Genomic DNA, 20450 nt, shown 5'->3' on the forward strand with positions numbered 1-20450 from the left:
ACTCAAATAGAGTAGCTTTTTATTGTTGTCATCTTACCTCGATATACTCAAGTATAATCTTCGGTTACGGTTCCTAGCACTGTAAGGTAAAATAAACCAGAATGATCTCCCTTCGGGGAGATTTTTTGTTTCACTAAGATTTTATCCCGAGTTCAAACGAACTCTCTGAAATCAGAGGGCTTTTTTGTGTGCTTTTTTCTAGTCTTGTTCCTGATTTAGAAATGTGGTATACTAATTATGAAAATTGTCTAAATTTTTAATTTTTGTTAAAGGAGGGTTTCATGCTTTCCAAATTTTCTGGAAGCCATCAAAACCTGAGATATTGTTTTTTACTATCTATCCTGTTAGGAGCTTTGGGGATTTCTCTGTTTCTGGCAGTTTCTATGGGGTCTGTTCAAATTAGCTTGAGTGATACCTATCGGATAATTTTGAGTCAGTTAGGGACTCCTTTTGATATAGGAGACATTTCAAAGTCTACGCTTGCTATTGTTTGGAATATGAGATTACCACGGGTTTTTCTTGCTTTGATTGTTGGTGCTGGCCTCTCCATGTGTGGTAGTGTCATGCAGTCAACGGTCAACAATCCAATAGCAGAGCCCTATGTATTAGGAATTTCAGCCGGGGCAACCTTTGGAGCAACTTTGAGTATTATTCTTGGATTTAAAGTTATGATTGGTCTAGGTTCTTTCCTCGGAGCGATTTTAGCAACAGTTGCAGTTCTTCTCATTGCGTCTATGCAGGGCAGGATGACAACTTCTAGCCTCATTTTATCAGGGACGGTTGTCAATGCACTATTTTTGGCTTTTTCAAACTTTATTATCTCTATTGGGGCCAATGCTGATAGCGTTATGACTATCAAGTTTTGGACCATGGGTTCTTTAGCGGGGACCTCATGGGCTCACTTAACCTTACCAACTATAATCGTGGGAATCGCTTTTTTATTTTTCTCTACACAATACCGTGTTTTCAATGCCATGATGATGGGTGATGAGGCGGCTTTGACTTTGGGAATTCCCTTGCGTTTTTATTGGTATCTCTATGTGACGATTGTAGCTGTGATGACAGCTATCTTGGTATCGAGCTGTGGGATTATCGGTTTTGTCGGTTTGATTACACCGCATTTGGCTCGAAGTTTGGTAGGGACAAATTACAAAAGGCTTTTTCCGATTGCAACCTTGCTAGGTGCCCTCTTTGTCATCTGGGCAGATGTCTTTGCTCGCATTCTGATTCAAAATGCTGAACTACCGATTGGAATTTTCACGGCCCTAGTAGGTGCACCTTTCTTTATCTACATGGTTGCAAGTAGACGAAGGGAGGTGAGAGTCTGATATGGACTTAATGTGCCAGGATATTCACTTTGGAATCGGAGAAAAAAAGATTCTCAAAGGAGTCTCACTTAAACTTGAGGGAAACCAATTTCATACTATTTTGGGACCAAATGGAAGTGGAAAGACCAGCTTGCTGAAACTCTTCTATCGACAGGAAAAGCCGAATCAGGGCTTGATTTCTTTAGATGGGAAGCCTCTAGACCAAATGAGCGTCAAAGAAACGGCAAAGCAGATGGCAGTCATCACGCAGTTTAATCAACTTCAGTTTGATTGTACGGTTGAGGAGATTGTCATGCTGGGTAGAACACCCCATCTCTCTTTCTTACAAAAAGAAAAAGGCAGAGATTTTGCCTTGGTTGAGGATGCTTTGGTCAAGGTAGATCTGCTCGAAAAGAGAAATCGACTCTACTCTTCTTTGTCAGGAGGAGAGAAGCAACGGGTTCTGTTAGCACGCGCCTTGGCCCAAGAGCCGATCCTCTTGCTCTTAGATGAACCGACCAATCATTTGGATATCAAGTATCAGCTAGACTTATTGAGCATTGTCAAAAATCTTCAGATCAATGTGCTAGCTGTCTTGCATGATATTCAGCTAGCTTGTCGCTATTCAGACTATCTCTACCTAATGAAAGAAGGGGAGATTGTTTACCAAGGTACTCCAAAAGAGACCATCACACCAGAGTCATTGCAGGCTGTCTATGGCGTTCAAAGTAAGGTAACTTGGACAGAAGATCAGCAAGCCATGATTCACTATTTATAAAAATTAAAAAGGAAAACAAAACATGAAAAAAACACTCAGTATTTTACTTGTAACAGTAGCTACCTTATCTTTGGCAGCTTGTGGTAACGCATCTAAAGAAACAGCAACGGCACCGGCTACAACAGAAGCTAGTCAAAAAGCTAATACAGAAACCAGCTATCCTGTAACTATCAAAACTTATGATGCTAAAGGAAATGAAGTCGAACAAGTCTTTGAAAAGGCACCTGAAAAGGTCATCACCAACAACCTCTCAACAACTGAAATCCTACTTGAACTCGGTTTGCAAGATAAAATTGCTGGCATGCTCAATCCTGATAATGCGGTAACTGGTAAATACAAGGATGCTATTGAGGCCATCCCTCACATTGGTGATAAAAAATCTGTCTCACAAGAAACAGTTCTTTCTTATGAACCAGATGCCTTGATGGGACGCAACATGATGTTTTCTGAAAAGTCAATGGGAACCATTAGTGCTTGGAATGAAAACAAAATCCCTGTTTATACGCAAAAAGCTTCACTTTCAACTATCCAACAAGATTTAGGAAATATCGTAGAAGATGTGAAGAATCTTGGTACCATTTTCAATGTCCAAGACAAGGCAAATCAATACGTAGAGCAATTACAAGCTAAAATCGATGCGGTTAAAAAAGCTAACCCAGAAACACAGGGTGAAAAGAAAAAGGCTCTGATTATGGTGGCCTACAATGACGAAACCTTTGGTGCTTACAAGTCAGCCCTTCAGGAAAGCTTGCTCAATCAACTTGGTTATACCAATGTCGCAACAGGAACTTCTGGCTTGACCTTGGAAAATCTAGTATCAATGGATCCAGAGTTGATTATCTATGTAACCAGCGACCGCAATCAAAAGTTAGATGAAAAAGCAGTGGATTTGATGAAGGCAAATGCTGTTTTGGAAAATGTCCCAGCAATCAAGAATCAAAAAATCATGACGATCTCTTACGATGAGTTGATGGATTACGGTCCTGCAGTGATTGATTCCCTTGAAAAAATCAATGACTTTATCAAGAAATAAGGAGTTTAACTGGGAAGGGATTCGAGTTAGGGTCAGTCTTCCTTCAAGCTATGATCCTCAACAAGCCTATCCACTTGTGCTTTTAAATGATGGACAATTGGACTATTTGTCAGACCTATCCCAATCAGTGATTTTGGTGGGGTTGATTCCAGAAAATCGTCTGGATGACTTTACACCCTGGCAGTCTAATGCATTGAAAGAAGGGGTTCCAGATTTTGGTGGGAAGGTAGACCAATACCATCAAAAGCTATTTCAAGGAATTTTAAAAATTCTAAAGAAAGACTACTTGATTGATGAAAGTCGAATTGCTTATGGCGGCTATTCACTGGGTGGTCTTGCTGCTGTCTATAGTCTTTATAGTAGTCATCTACCTGTGACCTGTATCTTCTCTATCTGTGGCTCCTTCTGGTATTCTGATTTTACAGAATATTGTGGGGAACATGACTTGATACAGAATCAAAGCCTGATTTATTTGCAAAATGGTCAGACAGAAGGTGCCAATCATTCCAATCGTCTGTCTAAGGCTCCTATTTTTGCAAGAGACATTCATGATTTGATTTCAGAGAAAGTCCCTTCGACTTATTGCACATTTGATGCTTATGGGCATCATGAAGCTCTTAAGGAACGTTATCACTATTTTTGTGATTGGCTGAGAGACGAGTGGAAGCTTAAGTAACCCTATAACACTCCTTGTTCATGGTAACTAGGAGTGTTTCTTATGTATGCTTGGTTGTTAAAATGTTCATGGTATTATTCTTGACGGAAATCCATCCCCTGTAATAGACTAAATTATGGTATAATGAGTAGATAGAATCGAGGAAATTATGTCATTTACACAATTTAAATTTAAAAAATATATAGAAAAAGCCTTGGAGGAGTTGAAGTTTACGACTCCTACCGAGGTGCAGGAAAAGTTGATTCCTATTGTTTTGGCAGGTCGTGACTTGGTTGGTGAATCAAAAACAGGTTCAGGGAAGACTCATACCTTCTTGCTTCCAATTTTCCAACAGTTGGATGAAGAGAGTGATAGCGTGCAGGCAGTCATTACAGCTCCAAGTCGTGAATTAGCGACTCAGATTTATCAAGCGGCTCGTCAGATCGCAGCTCATTCAGATGTTGAGATTCGTGTTGCCAACTATGTTGGTGGTACAGACAAGGCCCGTCAGATTGACAAATTAGCAAGTAATCAACCACATATCGTAATCGGAACTCCAGGTCGTATTTATGACTTGGTCAAGTCTGGTGACCTAGCCATTCACAAAGCTAAGACCTTTGTAGTAGATGAAGCCGACATGACCTTGGATATGGGATTCTTGGAAACAGTTGATAAGATTGCAGGAAGTCTTCCGAAAGACTTGCAGTTCATGGTCTTTTCAGCAACTATCCCACAAAAACTGCAACCATTCTTGAAAAAGTACTTGTCAAATCCTGTCATGGAGAAAATCAAGACTAAGACAGTTATCTCTGATACCATTGACAACTGGTTGATTTCGACCAAGGGTCGTGACAAGAATGCTCAGATTTATGAGTTGACTCAAGTCATGCAGCCGTATCTCGCCATGATTTTTGTCAATACAAAAACTCGTGCGGATGAATTGCACACATACTTAACAGCTCAAGGCTTAAAGGTGGCTAAGATCCATGGGGATATTGCACCTCGTGAACGCAAACGGATCATGAATCAGGTGAAAAATCTTGATTTTGAGTATATCGTAGCAACTGACCTGGCTGCGCGTGGGATTGATATTGAGGGTGTCAGCCACGTTATCAACGATGCTATTCCACAAGACTTGTCCTTCTTTGTTCACCGTGTTGGACGAACTGGACGTAATGGTCTACCAGGTACAGCCATTACCCTTTATCAGCCAAGCGATGACTCTGATATTCGTGAGTTAGAGAAATTAGGAATCAAGTTTGTACCTAAGGTTGTTAAAGATGGAGAGTTCCAAGACACTTATGACCGTGACCGTCGTGCCAATCGTGAGAAAAAACAAGAAAAACTGGATATCGAAATGATTGGTTTGGTCAAAAAGAAAAAGAAAAAAGTCAAACCAGGCTATAAGAAGAAAATTCAATGGGCGGTCGATGAAAAACGCCGGAAGACTAAGCGAGCAGAAAGTCGTGCCCGAGGACGTGCAGAACGTAAAGCTAAACGTCAAACATTTTAAAAATGAAACAGTAGAACCAAGTGGTTTTACTGTTTTTTATAGTTCAACATTGGGATTGTCAGATTTCATAAGTAGAAGATATTGGGAATCTTAAAATCTAATCATAACATTCTTTTATTTTTCTGAAGTTTATAATATACTTAAATTAAAAATAGATTGTAGGAGAAGTTAAATGAGAGATTTTAAAGATTTTATTGCTGGGATTGGTGAAATAAATGTTATTGCTTATTTGATATATGTGTGTACCGGTCTCGCTCCTCTCTTTCATATATTGGTCATCGGTTCAGAATTGAGTACTGGAAAAATAGTTTTAACTATCTTGGGCATACTTTATGCTATCTTTTTAACGATTGCTAGAATTTATCGAAAGTTTTTCTGGTAAGAATTATCATGAAATATTAAAATCCCATCAGAAATTATCTGATGGGATTTTAGACTTTAATATTATGATTTTACTCCCACTCAACGGTTGCAGGTGGTTTACTTGTAATATCATAGACGATGCGGTTGACGTGGTCAACTTCGTTTACGATACGAACAGAGATTTTTTGGAGAACTTCCCAAGGAATCTTAGCGAAGTCAGCTGTCATACCATCGATCGAAGTGATAGCACGGATGGCAATGGTGTAGTCGTAAGTGCGGCCATCTCCCATAACACCTACTGAACGAACACCAGTGTTAACAGTGAAATATTGCCAGATGTCGCGGTCAAGGCCAGCTTTAGCGATTTCTTCACGAAGGATAGCATCTGACTCACGAACAGTTTCTAGTTTTTCTTCAGTGATTTCTCCCATGACACGGATAGCAAGCCCTGGTCCTGGGAATGGTTGTCGCCATACGATGTGGTCTGGCATACCAAGTTCAGTACCAAGTGCACGAACTTCGTCCTTGTAAAGAGTGTTGAGTGGCTCGATCAGTTCAAACTGCATGTCTTCTGGAAGTCCACCCACGTTGTGGTGAGACTTGATAGTTTGAGCAGTATCCGTACCAGACTCAATCACGTCAGTATAAAGAGTTCCTTGAGCCAAGAATTTCACATCAGTCAACTTGCTTGCTTCGTCATCAAAGACATAGACAAATTCGTTACCGATAATCTTCCGTTTTTGTTCAGGATCAGATACACCAGCCAATTTATCAAGGAAACGTTTGGTAGCATCTGCCTTAACAATGTTTAACCCAAACTTACCACCAAGCATATCCATAACTTGGTCAGCTTCCCCTTTACGGAGAAGACCGTGGTCTACAAAGATACAGATCAATTGATCACCGATAGCTTTTTGGAGAAGAACCCCAACAACAGAAGAGTCAACACCACCAGAAAGTCCGAGAAGAACACGTTTATCTCCAACTTTTTCACGGATTTGTTTGATTTGCATCTCGATGAAGTTATCCATAGTCCAGTCACCTTTGGCACCACAGATATTTAAAGCAAAGTTACGCAAAATATCATAACCGTGAACTGAGTGGCGAACTTCTGGGTGGAATTGGATACCGTAAATTTTCTTATCAGGGTTTTCAATAGATGCATAAGGACAGTCTGCAGAAGTTCCAGTACGAACAAAGTCAGCAGGAATTTCCGTTACAGCATCACCGTGGCTCATCAAGACAAGCTGCTCATCTGGAGTACCCGCAAAAAGAGCTGATTCTGTATGAGTCAATGTTGATTGACCGTATTCACGGTTACCAGCATCGCCGGCAGGAACAACCTTACCACCAAGCTTGTGAGTCAATAGTTGCATACCATAGCAGATTCCCAAAATCGGAATTCCAAGTTCGAAAATTTCTGGGTCAATATCAAACGATCCTTCTTCGTAAACAGAGTTTGGACCACCTGAAAGTACAATCCCGATAGGATTGATAGCACGGACTTCGTCAGCCGAAATCTTGTGGCTTTTTAGTTCTGAAAAGACACCAATCTCACGAATACGACGTGAGATGAGTTGGTTGTACTGGCTACCATAGTCCAGCACGATGATCTTTTCGACATCTTGCAAATCAGTTGAAATGTTGCTCATCTTTTCCCTTTCTTCAAAGAAATATCTTCTTGAATATTCTATCATAAAAGGGTTAGAATTACCAACTAAACAAGTGCGGTTTGACTTTTCCCTATGAGTTACGGTACAATGGAAAAAATAAAGAAAAGAAGTGATCAAGCATGTTACCAGCTTATATGAAAATCCACGACCAAATCAAGAAAGACATTGATGAGGGAAGTTGGAAAATTGGGGAAAGACTTCCAAGTGAGCGAGATTTAGCTGAGGAATTTTCCGTTAGCCGCATGACCTTACGTCAAGCAATCTCTCTTTTGGTTGAAGAAGGGGTTTTGGAACGACGTGTAGGTAGTGGGACCTTTGTTTCAAGTACACGTGTTCAGGAAAGAATGCGTGGAACAACTAGTTTTACAGAGATTGTTAAAGCTCAAGGGAAAACTCCGTCTAGTCACTTGATTTCTTATCGTCGAACCATCCCAAATGAGCAAGAAGTGGCTAAACTAGGTTTAATGCCAACCGACAATATCATTCGTATGGAGCGTGTTCGCTATGCCGACAAAGTCCCTGTAGTCTATGAAGTGGCGTCGATCCCTGAGAAATTTATCAAAAATTTCAAAAAAGAAGAAGTAACCAAGCACTTCTTTCAAACCTTGCAAGAGCATGGTTATCGAATTGGTAAATCTCACCAGACCATATACGCACGTTTAGCCAAAGAAAAGATAGCTCATTATTTAGAAGTTGAAAAAGGGCATGCTATTTTAGGTTTGACTCAGGTTTCTTACTTTGATGACGGAACGGCTTTTGAGTATGTAAAGAGCCAATACGTCGGAGAACGGTTTGAATTTTATCTAGAAAATAATTAGTTTATAACATCACTCTTAAAGTAGAAACTCATCTATTTTAAGAGTTTTTATTTGGTTATGATTAGAAAACATTTTCCTAGTAAGAAAAATAGCAATCATACGAGTATTTTTCAAAGATTCGTGTTATAATAGTTAGGTTATATGGTCCCGATAAGGTGGTGGGATTGATTGTAAATACTCTTCCTACCAGTTCTTTGTAACTCTATAACGAATATTTTTTAAGGGGGGACATTTTTATGTCAGAACGTAAATTATTCACGTCTGAATCTGTATCTGAGGGGCATCCAGATAAGATTGCAGACCAAATTTCAGATGCTATCTTGGATGCTATTTTAGAGCAAGATCCAGAGGCGCACGTTGCTGCTGAAACAGCTGTTTATACTGGTTCAGTACATGTTTTCGGTGAAATTTCAACCAATGCTTATGTCGATATTAACCGAGTGGTTCGTGATACGATTGCAGAAATCGGTTATACCAATACAGAGTACGGTTTTTCTGCGGAGACGGTAGGAGTTCACCCATCCTTGGTAGAACAATCACCAGATATCGCTCAAGGGGTTAATGAAGCCTTAGAAGTTCGTGGGAATGCGGATCAAGATCCACTTGATTTGATTGGGGCTGGAGACCAAGGTCTCATGTTTGGTTTTGCAGTTGATGAAACTGAAGAACTCATGCCATTGCCAATCTCACTCAGCCACAAGTTGGTTCGTCGTTTGGCAGAGCTACGTAAGTCTGGTGAAATTAGCTACCTTCGTCCAGACGCTAAATCGCAAGTTACTGTTGAATATGATGAAAATGATCAACCAGTGCGCGTGGATACAGTCGTTATTTCAACTCAACACGATCCAGAAGTCAGCAATGAACAAATCCATGAGGATGTAATCAACAAGGTCATCAAAGAAGTGATTCCAGCTTCGTATCTTGACGATGAGACTAAATTCTTTATCAATCCAACTGGTCGTTTCGTTATCGGAGGACCTCAAGGAGACTCAGGTTTGACGGGTCGTAAGATCATCGTAGATACTTATGGTGGTTATTCACGTCACGGTGGTGGTGCCTTCTCTGGTAAGGATGCCACTAAGGTTGACCGCTCAGCTTCTTATGCAGCTCGCTACATTGCTAAAAACATTGTTGCTGCAGGTCTTGCTAAGAAAGCAGAAGTGCAATTGGCCTACGCAATCGGTGTAGCTCAACCTGTATCTGTCCGTATCGATACTTTCGGTACAGGAACAGTAGCTGAAAGTAAACTTGAAAAAGCAGCGCGTCAAATCTTTGACCTTCGTCCTGCAGGAATCATCCAAATGCTTGACCTCAAACGTCCAATCTACCGTCAAACAGCGGCTTATGGACATATGGGACGTACAGATATTGATCTTCCATGGGAACGCTTGGACAAAGTAGAAGCTTTGAAAGAAGCCGTTAAGTAAACTAAAAAAAGATTGGTTTTTAGACCAATCTTTTTTATGTTTAAAATTAGTTATCCAGGATTTTTACAAAAGCCCAGTTTCCAATAGATTTTGTTCCGTATTCTAACATCATCGAATCTAGTAATTCATACTTGTTTTTTTCATAGAAGCAAACATTTTTTTCAGTACTAGTAATCAAGCCCAAGCGTTTGCAGCCTTTGGATTTAAGATAAGGTTCAACACCTTCTTGTAGAAAAGCACTCCCGATTCCTTGGTTTTGACTAGAAGCGTTGACACCTAACATCATCAAATACCAGTCAAAATTTCCTGATCTTTTCAAATGCTGTTCGGAACGTTCCACCAAATCAAGATATTTCAAGAGATTGCGCGGAGTAATAAAACGGAAAAGCTTGACCATACCATTCAGCAAATAAGATAGAATGGAAAAATCCTTTTGTTGCAGGAGGGCAACGGCCATGATTTCCCCGTCTCGTTCAGCGACTAGACAGGTCTCTCCTTTGATATAGAGTTTGGTCAGAAGGCTATCCAATAATTCTAAGAATGCTGGGTAATATTCTGGTTTTTTTAAATCATCTTTGATAAGAGTCATGAAAGGGTAGTCCATAAAGGCACCAGCCAATACTTTTCCAATTTTTTGATATTCATCTAGCCTGGCTTCTCTGTATACTATTTCTTTCATATCAAACTCCTTCATTAAAATCTCTCTATCTATTATAACGAAATTTCTCATATTTTTCGATTAAAGTGTGAATTTTTCACAAAAAAGCTTTATTCACAATAATTTATTTAAAGATATAAACAAGAAAAGGTTTTAAAAAACCCCGCAGTTTTAACTGTAGGGTAGATTAATTCTATTTTGTAGGGATTGAAATCTCAATCAATTTATCAGAATAGAGGGTTTTAATATTTGCCTTATCAATAGCCTGTTGATTAATTTTACGACTGAGGAAAAATTCTTTGATTATTTCCATTTCTTTTTCCCGGATTGCACGATGTTTATTGGAAATGAGGATTTCGTAATGAAGTGGAGCCTGAGTAAAAATAACATCTGTATTTCCCGCAGAATAAACCTCTACAAGCGTTGCGTCTGTGCTTTCTAGCTGACTTTTAACAAGCTGCGAGTGTGAATTTGTAGTATTGATAAGCTTCATAGGGTTTCCTCCTGTATATCTATGTCTATTATAGCACTTTTTGGGAAATTTGGTAAAGATAGTTTAAATTTGATGTTGTTTTTTCCAAGCTTCAATCGCCCATTTGTGACTTCCACGTTTTAAGTTAGTAATAGCTTCATCGATTGGGAACCAAGCTAAGTGATTGAAGTCCTCCAGAGGTTTTTGGATTTCTTGGTAAGAAGTAGCTTCATAGAGATAAGCTGGATTGTAGTAATAGGTGTCACGATGTCTAGAGTAGAAGTATTCATCAGCTTGCCCGTAGTAGGTGCCGATTTCAGCTGTAAATCCTAATTCTTCAATCAATTCTCGTTTGAGAGCTTCGAGATGGTTTTCGCCTTCTTCAATTTCGCCCCCTGGTAAGAACCATGCACCATTTGGAGCTTGTACGAGGATAATCTTTTCATGGTTTGCATCAGGTATGACTGCATAAACGCCATATCTATTTTTGTAGGTTACTCCCTCTTTTTTTTCTCCAAATGTTGGATTTGCCATAAAGTTCTCCTTCGTGAGTGCGCTTTCTTTCTATAATAGTAAAGAATGCTCTCACTGTCAAGTAAGAACATTCTTTTGTATGTGAGGAACTAGTCGTTTGACTCGACTGTTTCCGTTTTATTTTTGGACTTAATCACGATTTTACCTTTACTTGTCATGACTGCCTTGAGGTCTTTTTCACTTGGATTTTCAAGGTAGTAGTCTGTAATGGCATCTTCGATATAGTCTTGGATGGTACGACGGAGTGGACGAGCTCCCATTTTTGGATCGTAACCAAGGTCTACAAGTTTTTCTTTCACCTTATCTGTTACATCTAAATGGATGTTATTACTTGAGAGACGTTTATTCACATCATCCAACATAAGGTCAACGATTTGTAGGAGATTTTCCTTGCTGAGAGCTTTGAATTCGATAATACCATCAAAGCGGTTCATGAATTCTGGACTAAAGAAGTTGCCTAATTCTCCAAGGACAGAGTTAGTACGGCCTTCTCTAGCTGCACCAAATCCAACGCTTGCTTCAGCCTTACCTGTACCTGCATTTGAGGTCATGATAATGATGGCATCCTTAAAGCTAACAGTGCGTCCTTGACCGTCCGTTAAACGGCCATCATCCAATACTTGAAGGAACATATGCATAACATCTGGATGGGCTTTTTCAACCTCGTCAAGGAGGATAAGTGAGTAGGGGTTGCGACGAACTTTTTCAGTCAACTGACCTGCTTCATCATAACCTACGTATCCTGGAGGGGCACCGACGAGTTTGGCAACGCTATGTTTTTCCATGTATTCGCTCATATCAAAGCGAATCATGCTATCAGCAGAACCAAAAAGCTCAATAGCTAGTTGTTTAGAAAGTTCTGTCTTACCGACACCTGTAGGACCAACAAAGAGGAAGCTACCAATTGGACGGTTTGGAGTTCCAAGCCCAACACGGTTACGGCGGATAGCCTTAGCAATCTTATCAACTGCATCATCTTGACCAATAACATGAGCCTTGAGGTCGTCTGCTAGGTTGATGAGTTGAGACTGCTCTTTTTCTTTCAAATCACCAACTGGAATATTGGTCTTTTGTTCAATAATGTGTTCAATCGTCTTTTCGCTGATAATCGGGGTATCCTGATCCGTTACTTTTGTTTTTTGCATTTCCTTATATTTGGCAATCTGGTCACGGAAGTAGGCTGCTTTCTCAAAATCTTCATCTCGAGTTGCTTGTGCCTTAAGATTTTCTGCTTCGATTAAGCGTTGGTCGATAACCTTAGGATCCACAAAATTCAAAGTTAAGTTCATTTTAGAACCAGCTTCATCTAAGAGGTCAATAGCCTTGTCCGGCAAGAAACGATCTTGGATGTAGCGGTTAGAAAGAGTAGCAGCAGCTTCGATAGCAGCATCTGTATAATGAACGTGGTGGTAATCTTCGTATTTCTTTTGGATACCTTTGAGGATAATAATAGTCTCTTCCACAGTTGGTTCATCAACTTTAACAGGTTGCATACGGCGCTCAAGGGCGGCGTCTTTTTCGATGATGCGGTATTCATTGAGGGTAGTAGCACCAACTAGTTGAAGTTCGCCACGAGAAAGGGCAGGTTTCAGAATATTTCCTGCATCCATATTACCGTCTCCAGCAGAACCCGCACCGACAATTTCATGAATTTCGTCGATAAAGAGGATGACATCTTTACGCTCACGAATTTCTTCCATGAGTTTCTGCATGCGCTCTTCAAATTGTCCACGAATTCCTGTGCCTTGGACAAGGCTAACAACGTCTAAACGAATGACTTCTTTCCCTTGAAGTTTGTGGGGAACATCACCATCTACAATTTTTTGAGCGAGGCCTTCGACAACGGCTGTCTTACCAACACCAGGCTCTCCGATAAGGACGGGATTGTTTTTGGTTCTACGGTTGAGAATTTCAATGACACGGATGATTTCTTCGTCGCGACCGATAACAGGATCAACATTTCCACGGCGGGCAATCTCGGTTATGTTGATACCGTACTCATCCAAGAGTCCTTTTTCTTGACTAGGAGGAGGTGTTTGAGCTGGCCCGCGATTTTGGGAACCAAAACCACCATTGCCACCATATCCACCACCTGACTGGGTTGGAGGAACATTATTATTGGAAGAAGGTCTAAAGTTATTCAGATCATTAAAGAAGTCTCCAAATGGATCAAAATCACGATTGTTTAAATCTGTAATGCCTTTGAATAAGCTATTGTTTGGATCTGTTTTGATAATTTTGTAGCAATTTTGGCAAAGGTCAATTTGCTTTTGTTGTCCATTAAGATTGGTGTAAAGATGGATCGTTGAGTCATTGATTTTACAATTTTGACAGAGCATACCACTACCTCGTTTCTTTCTTGGCTTTGACTAAAACAGAAAGGTCAAAAATAGTCAAAGTTCTTTAGTCTCATTATATCATGATTGAAGGGGAAAGCAAGTAAAAAGATTGAGTCCTAGAACTCATGATAAGAGAGTTTTGTAAATGAAATATAGGGATAAAAAGAAAAATCCTATTTGTCATGCAAAAAGGATTTTCATTGGTCAAAGCAGGAGACTTCTCCGGCATTTATTCAACAATTAGTATAAAAGTTCGTAGATTTCCATCGCAATGAGGTCGATGCTATCAAATGTATATGTTTCACGAGCTTCAACATCACGAAGTGTAAAGAGTGGTCCGTTTTCTTCGTCGTGGTTAAAAGCAACCTCTGCGACAACAACTCCTTCGCGCTCAAAGTTACGTTTCAAGTTACCACCATCTTTAGTCATTGCTTCTAAGCGATTGATGATTCTAACCAAATGTGATTCCATTTTGATTCTCCTCCATTTCTTATCTTTACTATTTTACCATAAACAGACTCTACTTGACTAGAAAAAAACTAAGATTTCTCGCTATTTCTATCGTCTTTGAAAATTTATTGAAAATATTAGGAGAAAATGTTGTATTTTTATGCAAAATATGTTATCCTTATACAAGTTTTAAGTTTAAATATTAAAAACAGAAAGTAGAGTATCCATGAATTTTTCTTTTTTACCGAAATATCTACCATATTTTAACTATGGTGCCGTTGTAACAATTATCATATCTATCTTGGTGGTCTTCTTGGGGACCATTCTAGGAGTGCTGTTGGCTTTTGCACAACGTTCAAAGATTAAACCACTTGCCTGGTTTGCTAATCTATATATCTGGGTCTTCCGTGGGACTCCGATGATGGTGCAGATTATGATTGCATTTGCCTTGATGCATATTAGTGCTCCGACTATTCAAATTGGGATCTTAGATGTTGATCTGACTCGCTTGATTCCAGGGATTTTGATTATCTCTATGAATAGTGGTGCCTATGTATCAGAAACGGTTCGTGCTGGGATTAATGCAGTGCCAAAAGGACAATTAGAAGCTGCTTATTCACTAGGGATTCGTCCTAAAAAGGCCATGCGCTATGTCATCCTACCACAGGCTATCAAGAATATTTTACCAGCCTTGGGGAATGAGTTTATTACCATTATCAAGGATAGCTCGCTCTTGTCAGCTATCGGGGTTATGGAGTTGTGGAATGGAGCTACTACAGTATCAACAACCACATACCTACCTTTAACACCGCTCTTATTTGCAGCCTTTTACTACTTGATTATGACCTCTATCTTGACACTGGCTTTGAAAGCTTTTGAAAATCGTATGGGACAAGGAGATAAGAAATAATGACTGAAACACTTATAAAAATTGAAAACCTTCATAAAAACTTTGGAAAAAATGAAGTTTTAAAAGGAATTGATCTTGAAATAAAAAAAGGACAAGTAGTGGTGATTATCGGACCTTCTGGTAGTGGTAAGTCAACCCTCCTTCGTTCGATGAATCTCCTCGAAGAAGCTACTAAAGGAAAAGTTATCTTTGAAGGTGTTGACATTACCGATAAGAAAAATGACCTCTTTGCCATGCGTGAAAAGATGGGAATGGTTTTCCAACAATTCAATCTCTTCCCAAATATGACGGTAATGGAAAATATCACGCTTTCTCCTATTAAGACAAAAGGCGAAAGTAAGGCAGTTGCTGAGAAGAGAGCCCATGAGCTCTTGGAAAAGGTTGGTTTGCCAGATAAGGCAGATGCTTATCCTCAAAGCTTGTCGGGCGGTCAGCAACAGCGTATCGCTATTGCGCGTGGTCTTGCTATGGAACCAGATGTTTTACTCTTTGATGAACCAACTTCTGCTCTAGATCCAGAAATGGTAGGAGAAGTACTAGCAGTTATGCAAGAACTTGCTCAGTCAGGAATGACCATGGTTATCGTAACGCATGAAATGGGCTTTGCTCGTGAGGTGGCAGATCGTGTCATCTTTATGGCTGATGGTGTTGTTGTTGAAGACGGAACTCCAGAGCAAGTCTTTGAACAAACCCAAGAACAAAGAACCAAGGATTTCTTGAGTAAGGTTTTGTAAGAATATCATGAAAAGCTCCAAGTGGGCTTTTTCTTATAGTTTCAGACTATAGGGTATCTTAGGTAAGAAGTGTTAGAATGCCGAACGATTTTTTGTTATAATAGAAAATATTTGTTAGAAAAGAGAAAATACATGACACAGATGATTGATGGCAAGGCTTTAGCAGCCAAGCTACAAGGACAGTTGGCTGAAAAAACAGCCAAATTAAAGGAAGAGACAGGTTTGGTTCCAGGATTGGTCGTTATTTTAGTCGGAGAAAATCCAGCAAGCCAAGTTTACGTACGCAACAAGGAGCGTTCTGCTATCGCTGCAGGCTTCCAAAGTGAAGTCGTGCGAGTTCCAGAGACCATTACTCAAGAGGAATTGTTAGAATTAATCGCTAAATACAATCAAGATCCAGCATGGCATGGGATTTTGGTTCAGCTTCCATTGCCAAAACACATCGATGAAGAAGCTGTTTTACTAGCTATTGATCCTGAAAAGGATGTGGATGGTTTCCATCCTCTCAACATGGGACGCCTCTGGTCTGGTCACCCAGTTATGATTCCTTCAACACCTGCAGGGATTATGGAAATGTTTCATGAATATGGGATTGACTTAGAAGGTAAAAATGCGGTCGTAATTGGTCGTTCCAATATTGTTGGGAAACCCATGGCTCAGTTGCTCTTGGCTAAAAATGCAACTGTAACCTTGACCCACTCTCGCACCCACAATCTAGCCCAAGTAGCTTCTAAAGCCGATATTTTGGTCGTAGCTATCGGTCGCGCCAAGTTTGTGACTGCCGACTTTGTCAAACCAGGTGCAGTTGTCATTGATGTAGGGATGAACCGAGATGAAAATGACAAGCTCTGTGGAGATGTTGATTACGATGCTGTTGCACCAATTGCTAGTCATATCACCCCTGTACCTGGTGGAGTTGGTCCAATGACCATTACCATGCTGATGGAACAGACTTATCAGGCTGCTTTAAGAACGCTGGATAAAAATTAAGTTTATGATGAAAAATGGTTGAGATAGTGATATCTCGACTTTTCATTTGCTGTAAAGATACTTATTTCAATTGATGTTTTTCTTTATTTTTTTGTAGTATAATGAAAGTAAGAACAAGCATGAAGGAGTAGCTTATGAAAGTCATTGATCAAGCTCTACTGAAAAAAGTGATCATCGAGCGTCCTCGTTCTAGTCATAAGGGAGACTACGGTCGTCTTCTCTTGATTGGGGGAACTTATCCCTATGGGGGAGCGATTATTATGGCCGCCTTAGCTTCTGTTAGAAGTGGCGCAGGATTGGTGACAGTAGCAACGGATAAAGAGAATATTTCAGCTCTACATAGCCATCTGCCAGAGGCTATGGCTTTTGACCTTGATGATAAGCAATTACTTGAGCAACAGTTACAGAAAGCAAGTGTTGTCTTGGTCGGACCTGGACTAATGGATGATGAGCGTGGAGAAGAGCTTCTCCAAACAGTCTTTGATCATTTAGTCCAAGACCAGACCCTCATACTGGATGGTGGTGCCCTATCCATTTTAGCGAAGACGGGAATGAAATTTCCTAAGGCTCAGCTTGTTTTAACTCCACACCAAAGGGAATGGCAAGTCTTGTCAAGCTTAGATTTGGATTCCCAAGGAACTGAGGAAACAGGAGAGGCTTTGAAGAAATTTCCTTCAGGAACGATTCTTGTTCAAAAAGGTCCTGCTACTCGAATTTGGCAAGCTGGTCAAGCTGATTGTTATCAGTTGAGTGTTGGTGGTCCTTATCAGGCGACTGGAGGAATGGGAGATACCTTAGCTGGGATGATCGCTGGCTTTGCAGGGCAATTTCCTCGAGCAAGTCTCTATGAAAGAGTGACAGTAGCGACCTACTTGCATTCAGCAATTGCCCAAGAACTAGCTGAGGACAACTTTGTAGTTCTACCAACCACGATTAGTCAACATATCCCAGCATTCATGAAGAAAATACAAAAAGACACCTGATTTTTTCAGGTGTCTTTTGATGATTAGAAGAGGCCTTTGACCTTATCTACAAGACCGTCAAGTCCTTCTGATCCTGATACCAAAGCTTGTGCTTGGCTTAGGTACTCACCGAGTTGATCCTTGTTTTCTTCAACAAATGTTTTTGCTGCAGAAAAATCTTTGTTCTCAATGAGTTCTTTTACTTGATTAAACAAATCTAATGGGTTCATGAATTCCCTCCTTTACTACAATTATATTCAATCATTTTTTTTAAAATCTTGCAAGAAACTTGACTCTTCAAATAAAGTTCAGGGGTGTCAAATGGTGCAAATTTTGATATAATTTTTAGTGATGAATTTTAGAAATAATCGGTATGTGGTTGTAGATTTAGAAGCAACAAGTACTGGAAGTAAGGCAAAAATCATCCAAGTGGGAATTGTAGTCATTGAAGATGGTGAGATTGTTGAACAGTATGCTACTGATGTCAACCCTCATGAACGCTTGGATTCTCATATCAAAGAATTAACGGGTTTGACTGATAAACGTTTGGCAAAGGCTCCAGAGTTTTCTCAGGTGGCTGGAAAGATTTTTGAACTGGTCAAAGACGGTGTTTTTGTTGCGCACAATGTTCAATTCGATGCTAATTTATTGGCAGAATTCCTCTTTTTTGAGGGTTATGAATTGCGCACGCCTCGTATCGATACAGTGGAATTAGCTCAAATATTTTACCCTCAGCTTGAGAAGTATAATCTCGGCATTCTTTGCCAAGAGTTGGGGATTCCTCTAGAGCAAGCCCATTCAGCTCTATCTGATGCCCAAGCAACAGCAGAACTCTTTCTTTGTATGAGACAAAAGATGTTTGGACTGCCAAAAGGTTTGTTGGAGCGCTTATTGAGTTTATCAGACAGCTTACTCTATGAATCTTACCTAGTCATCGAGGAAGTTTATCAGAAACAGTCTCTCCTTGTTGAGCATGATTTGGTAGAAGTGCAAGGTTTATTTTTGAGAAAAGAAAAGCCAGTCCTTTCTCCACGCAAACTCTCAAAGGATTTCCAAACTAATATTGCCTTGCTAGGTTTGGAGGAGAGAAGTCAACAAGAAGAATTTGCCCAAAAGGTTCAAGAGTTTTTACAAGGGGAAGCCATTTCCTTTATTCAGGCTCAAACAGGAATTGGGAAAACCTATGGTTACCTGCTGCCGGCCTTGTCACTTGAGAATGAAGAAGGAATCCTACTCAGTGTTCCGACTAAAATCCTTCAAAATCAGGTGATGCAAGAGGAGGCTAAAAAACTAGAAGAGATTTTCCATATCTCTATTCATAGTCTTAAAGGTCCTCAGAATTACTTGAAGCTAGATGCCTTTCATGCAGCGCTAGAGGAAGAAGAGTCCAATCGTTTGTATACTCGTTTCAAGATGCAACTTCTAGTTTGGTTGACAGAGACAGATACAGGAGATTTAGACGAGATTGGTCAGCTATATCGCTACCAGCAGTTTTTACCGAACTTGGTTCATGATGGCAACCTTCACAAAGACTCTCTCTTTTGGCTAGAGGATTTTTGGAAACGAGGTCAGGACAAGGCTCGTTCTTGCAAGTTGCTTGTGACCAATCATGCTTACCTCGTTACTCGACTTGAAGATGATCCGAGTCTCTTAGAAGGGCGTCTCTTGATTTTAGATGAAGCCCAGAAAATCTTGTTGACATTGGAAAATCTCTCTCGAAAATCTTATTTGTTAACGGATTTGCTAGATCAACTAGATCAAGCTCTATTGAGGGAAGAAGGTATGCTTCAAAGACGCTTGCTAGAAAGTATTCGTTTTGAAGTTTCTTACCTACTCGATCAGTTCTTATCTGGTAAACGTAGGATGTGTCCAGCTAGTAGCATTGACAAGCTCCGCCAAGATTTTTCTGAGTTGAATTTACCAGAATTTAAAGACTATCAGAGATTTTTTACATCTGAGGGAGAATTTTGGTTATCGACTTCAGATGTGTCTAGTAAGAAGGTTGAAATCACTTCTAGTCGCAATCATCGTTTGCTCTTTTCTCAGATTTTCCCAGAATCCTGTCAACTTTTAGGAATCTCTGCAACCCTTGAAATTAGTAGTAGGGTTTCTTTACCAGAATTGTTAGGTTTTCCTCAAGCGGCCTTTTACTGTATGGACGAACAGTTTCAGGAAAATCAGGAAATTTTATTAGTGAATGATTTTCCGTTGGTGACAGAAATTTCATCCGATGAATATGCACAAGCAATTGTAGAAGTTCTAGAAGAATTATTCCAGCTTGAAGAACCCATTCTAGTCTTATTTACTGCAAAAGATTTATTGTTGCAAGTTTCAGATGCTTTGAGGGTTCCCCATCTGGCCCAGTATAAGCACGGTGAACCTGTCCAATTGAAAAAACGCTTTGAAAGAGGCGAGCGTGAGCTCTTGCTTGGGGCGGGAAGTTTTTGGGAAGGTGTCGATTTTTCAAGACATCCTCGAGTGATTGAAGTGGTGACTCGTTTGCCTTTCCAAAATCCAGAAGATCCCTTTACGAAAAAGATGAATCAAGAACTTCGTTTGGAAGGAAAAAATCCTTTTTACGATTATCAGCTTCCTATGGCTATTATTCGCCTCAAGCAAGCGATTGGACGAACCATGCGTCGAGTGGGGCAACGCTCCGCAGTTCTGATTCTCGATAGCCGCATGGCAAGTAAACGCTATGGTAAGCAAATCAGCAAATCTTTGGCTCGAAGCAATCGTGTTAGAGTCATTAGCCGAGAGCAAGTATTCTCAAAAGTTCAAGAATTTTTAAATAAACAATGAAATGAATACCTGAAAGAATGAAGGAGGCCTTT

The 20450-nt window shown here is 40.0% G+C and carries 20 protein-coding genes; 13 read left to right on the top strand and 7 right to left on the bottom strand.

The window, feature by feature from the left end; genetic code table 11:
- Positions 1-281 precede the first annotated feature (281 nt).
- The 6 genes from M1F91_RS05790 to M1F91_RS05815 all read left to right on the top strand — a co-directional run bounded on the left by M1F91_RS05790 (position 282) and on the right by M1F91_RS05815 (position 5668).
- The gene (locus tag M1F91_RS05790; RefSeq protein WP_247912972.1) at positions 282-1328 is read left to right on the top strand and encodes an iron ABC transporter permease; all 1047 of its coding nucleotides are present in this window, start codon (positions 282-284) and stop codon (positions 1326-1328) included.
- 1 nt (position 1329) lies between these two features.
- On the top strand, positions 1330-2085 hold the full coding sequence (locus M1F91_RS05795; protein WP_247912973.1) for an ABC transporter ATP-binding protein: 756 nt from the start codon (positions 1330-1332) through the stop codon (positions 2083-2085).
- 22 nt (positions 2086-2107) lie between these two features.
- On the top strand, positions 2108-3118 hold the full coding sequence (locus M1F91_RS05800) for an ABC transporter substrate-binding protein (RefSeq protein ID WP_247912974.1): 1011 nt from the start codon (positions 2108-2110) through the stop codon (positions 3116-3118).
- Complete coding sequence (locus tag M1F91_RS05805) at positions 3099-3794, top strand: alpha/beta hydrolase-fold protein (protein ID WP_247912975.1); 696 nt, start codon at positions 3099-3101, stop codon at positions 3792-3794. Before M1F91_RS05800 ends, M1F91_RS05805 begins: the two co-directional genes overlap by 20 nt.
- 148 nt (positions 3795-3942) lie before the next feature.
- Complete coding sequence (locus M1F91_RS05810; RefSeq protein WP_247912976.1) at positions 3943-5286, top strand: DEAD/DEAH box helicase; 1344 nt, start codon at positions 3943-3945, stop codon at positions 5284-5286.
- Positions 5287-5458: 172 nt separating this feature from the next.
- On the top strand, positions 5459-5668 hold the full coding sequence (locus M1F91_RS05815) for a hypothetical protein (RefSeq protein ID WP_006153691.1): 210 nt from the start codon (positions 5459-5461) through the stop codon (positions 5666-5668).
- A gap of 70 nt (positions 5669-5738) precedes the next feature.
- Here M1F91_RS05815 and guaA read toward each other — a convergent pair whose 3' ends face one another.
- Complete coding sequence (gene guaA, locus M1F91_RS05820) at positions 5739-7301, bottom strand: glutamine-hydrolyzing GMP synthase (RefSeq protein ID WP_247912977.1); 1563 nt, start codon at positions 7299-7301, stop codon at positions 5739-5741.
- A gap of 140 nt (positions 7302-7441) precedes the next feature.
- On the opposite strand from guaA, the gene M1F91_RS05825 reads away from it, so the two are divergent.
- Positions 7442-8140 (top strand): GntR family transcriptional regulator, encoded by a 699-nt coding sequence (locus M1F91_RS05825; RefSeq protein WP_247912978.1) that lies wholly within the window; start codon positions 7442-7444, stop codon positions 8138-8140.
- Positions 8141-8376: 236 nt separating this feature from the next.
- Entirely contained in the window at positions 8377-9567 is a 1191-nt protein-coding gene (gene metK, locus M1F91_RS05830) for a methionine adenosyltransferase (RefSeq protein WP_049494917.1), read from the top strand.
- Positions 9568-9613: 46 nt separating this feature from the next.
- Here metK and M1F91_RS05835 read toward each other — a convergent pair whose 3' ends face one another.
- The 5 genes from M1F91_RS05835 to M1F91_RS05855 all read right to left on the bottom strand — a co-directional run bounded on the left by M1F91_RS05835 (position 9614) and on the right by M1F91_RS05855 (position 14041).
- The gene (locus tag M1F91_RS05835) at positions 9614-10246 is read right to left on the bottom strand and encodes a GNAT family N-acetyltransferase (RefSeq protein ID WP_223332721.1); all 633 of its coding nucleotides are present in this window, start codon (positions 10244-10246) and stop codon (positions 9614-9616) included.
- Positions 10247-10418: 172 nt separating this feature from the next.
- Positions 10419-10718 carry a DUF1827 family protein gene (locus M1F91_RS05840; protein ID WP_004253819.1) on the bottom strand — a complete coding sequence of 100 codons (300 nt, stop codon included), beginning with the start codon at positions 10716-10718 and terminating at the stop codon, positions 10419-10421.
- Positions 10719-10781: 63 nt separating this feature from the next.
- Positions 10782-11231, bottom strand: coding sequence for an NUDIX hydrolase (locus M1F91_RS05845; protein WP_247912979.1), 450 nt, complete (start codon positions 11229-11231; stop codon positions 10782-10784).
- An 89-nt stretch (positions 11232-11320) separates the two neighbouring features.
- Positions 11321-13570 (bottom strand): ATP-dependent Clp protease ATP-binding subunit, encoded by a 2250-nt coding sequence (locus tag M1F91_RS05850; RefSeq protein WP_223332722.1) that lies wholly within the window; start codon positions 13568-13570, stop codon positions 11321-11323.
- Positions 13571-13810: 240 nt separating this feature from the next.
- Positions 13811-14041 (bottom strand): DUF1797 family protein, encoded by a 231-nt coding sequence (locus M1F91_RS05855; protein WP_004253825.1) that lies wholly within the window; start codon positions 14039-14041, stop codon positions 13811-13813.
- Positions 14042-14246: 205 nt separating this feature from the next.
- Between M1F91_RS05855 and M1F91_RS05860 the strand changes: the two genes are divergently transcribed.
- From M1F91_RS05860 to M1F91_RS05875, 4 genes are all read left to right on the top strand, one after another.
- Positions 14247-14930: an amino acid ABC transporter permease gene (locus M1F91_RS05860; RefSeq protein ID WP_247912980.1), complete on the top strand. Its 684-nt coding sequence runs from the start codon at positions 14247-14249 to the stop codon at positions 14928-14930.
- Positions 14930-15664, top strand: a complete 735-nt coding sequence (locus M1F91_RS05865; protein WP_247912981.1) for an amino acid ABC transporter ATP-binding protein — start codon at positions 14930-14932, stop codon at positions 15662-15664. The genes M1F91_RS05860 and M1F91_RS05865 overlap by 1 nt, the downstream gene beginning before the upstream one ends.
- Positions 15665-15796: 132 nt before the next feature.
- Positions 15797-16654 (top strand): bifunctional methylenetetrahydrofolate dehydrogenase/methenyltetrahydrofolate cyclohydrolase, encoded by an 858-nt coding sequence (locus tag M1F91_RS05870; RefSeq protein WP_282185022.1) that lies wholly within the window; start codon positions 15797-15799, stop codon positions 16652-16654.
- A gap of 134 nt (positions 16655-16788) precedes the next feature.
- A complete protein-coding gene (locus M1F91_RS05875; protein WP_247912983.1) occupies positions 16789-17637 on the top strand; it encodes an NAD(P)H-hydrate dehydratase in 849 nt (282 codons plus the stop codon).
- Positions 17638-17660: 23 nt separating this feature from the next.
- On the opposite strand, the gene M1F91_RS05880 is transcribed toward M1F91_RS05875, so the two are convergent.
- On the bottom strand, positions 17661-17846 hold the full coding sequence (locus tag M1F91_RS05880) for a hypothetical protein (protein WP_006148859.1): 186 nt from the start codon (positions 17844-17846) through the stop codon (positions 17661-17663).
- A 121-nt stretch (positions 17847-17967) separates the two neighbouring features.
- On the opposite strand from M1F91_RS05880, the gene M1F91_RS05885 reads away from it, so the two are divergent.
- Positions 17968-20418, top strand: coding sequence for a bifunctional DnaQ family exonuclease/ATP-dependent helicase (locus M1F91_RS05885; RefSeq protein WP_247912984.1), 2451 nt, complete (start codon positions 17968-17970; stop codon positions 20416-20418).
- Positions 20419-20450 lie beyond the last annotated feature (32 nt).

Origin of the sequence: Streptococcus sp. oral taxon 431 (assembly GCF_023110115.1) — a bacterium.
Lineage (GTDB): Bacteria > Bacillota > Bacilli > Lactobacillales > Streptococcaceae > Streptococcus.

Bases quoted from the DNA above. Each gene is read 5' to 3' on its own strand.
- M1F91_RS05790 (WP_247912972.1), top strand. From the start codon at position 282: ATGCTTTCCAAATTTTCTGGAAGCCATCAAAACCTGAGATATTGTTTT.
- M1F91_RS05795 (WP_247912973.1), top strand. From the start codon at position 1,330: ATGGACTTAATGTGCCAGGATATTCACTTTGGAATCGGAGAAAAAAAG.
- M1F91_RS05800 (WP_247912974.1), top strand. From the start codon at position 2,108: ATGAAAAAAACACTCAGTATTTTACTTGTAACAGTAGCTACCTTATCT.
- M1F91_RS05805 (WP_247912975.1), top strand. From the start codon at position 3,099: ATGACTTTATCAAGAAATAAGGAGTTTAACTGGGAAGGGATTCGAGTT.
- M1F91_RS05810 (WP_247912976.1), top strand. From the start codon at position 3,943: ATGTCATTTACACAATTTAAATTTAAAAAATATATAGAAAAAGCCTTG.
- M1F91_RS05815 (WP_006153691.1), top strand. From the start codon at position 5,459: ATGAGAGATTTTAAAGATTTTATTGCTGGGATTGGTGAAATAAATGTT.
- guaA (WP_247912977.1), bottom strand. From the start codon at position 7,301: ATGAGCAACATTTCAACTGATTTGCAAGATGTCGAAAAGATCATCGTG.
- M1F91_RS05825 (WP_247912978.1), top strand. From the start codon at position 7,442: ATGTTACCAGCTTATATGAAAATCCACGACCAAATCAAGAAAGACATT.
- metK (WP_049494917.1), top strand. From the start codon at position 8,377: ATGTCAGAACGTAAATTATTCACGTCTGAATCTGTATCTGAGGGGCAT.
- M1F91_RS05835 (WP_223332721.1), bottom strand. From the start codon at position 10,246: ATGAAAGAAATAGTATACAGAGAAGCCAGGCTAGATGAATATCAAAAA.
- M1F91_RS05840 (WP_004253819.1), bottom strand. From the start codon at position 10,718: ATGAAGCTTATCAATACTACAAATTCACACTCGCAGCTTGTTAAAAGT.
- M1F91_RS05845 (WP_247912979.1), bottom strand. From the start codon at position 11,231: ATGGCAAATCCAACATTTGGAGAAAAAAAAGAGGGAGTAACCTACAAA.
- M1F91_RS05850 (WP_223332722.1), bottom strand. From the start codon at position 13,570: ATGCTCTGTCAAAATTGTAAAATCAATGACTCAACGATCCATCTTTAC.
- M1F91_RS05855 (WP_004253825.1), bottom strand. From the start codon at position 14,041: ATGGAATCACATTTGGTTAGAATCATCAATCGCTTAGAAGCAATGACT.
- M1F91_RS05860 (WP_247912980.1), top strand. From the start codon at position 14,247: ATGAATTTTTCTTTTTTACCGAAATATCTACCATATTTTAACTATGGT.
- M1F91_RS05865 (WP_247912981.1), top strand. From the start codon at position 14,930: ATGACTGAAACACTTATAAAAATTGAAAACCTTCATAAAAACTTTGGA.
- M1F91_RS05870 (WP_282185022.1), top strand. From the start codon at position 15,797: ATGACACAGATGATTGATGGCAAGGCTTTAGCAGCCAAGCTACAAGGA.
- M1F91_RS05875 (WP_247912983.1), top strand. From the start codon at position 16,789: ATGAAAGTCATTGATCAAGCTCTACTGAAAAAAGTGATCATCGAGCGT.
- M1F91_RS05880 (WP_006148859.1), bottom strand. From the start codon at position 17,846: ATGAACCCATTAGATTTGTTTAATCAAGTAAAAGAACTCATTGAGAAC.
- M1F91_RS05885 (WP_247912984.1), top strand. From the start codon at position 17,968: ATGAATTTTAGAAATAATCGGTATGTGGTTGTAGATTTAGAAGCAACA.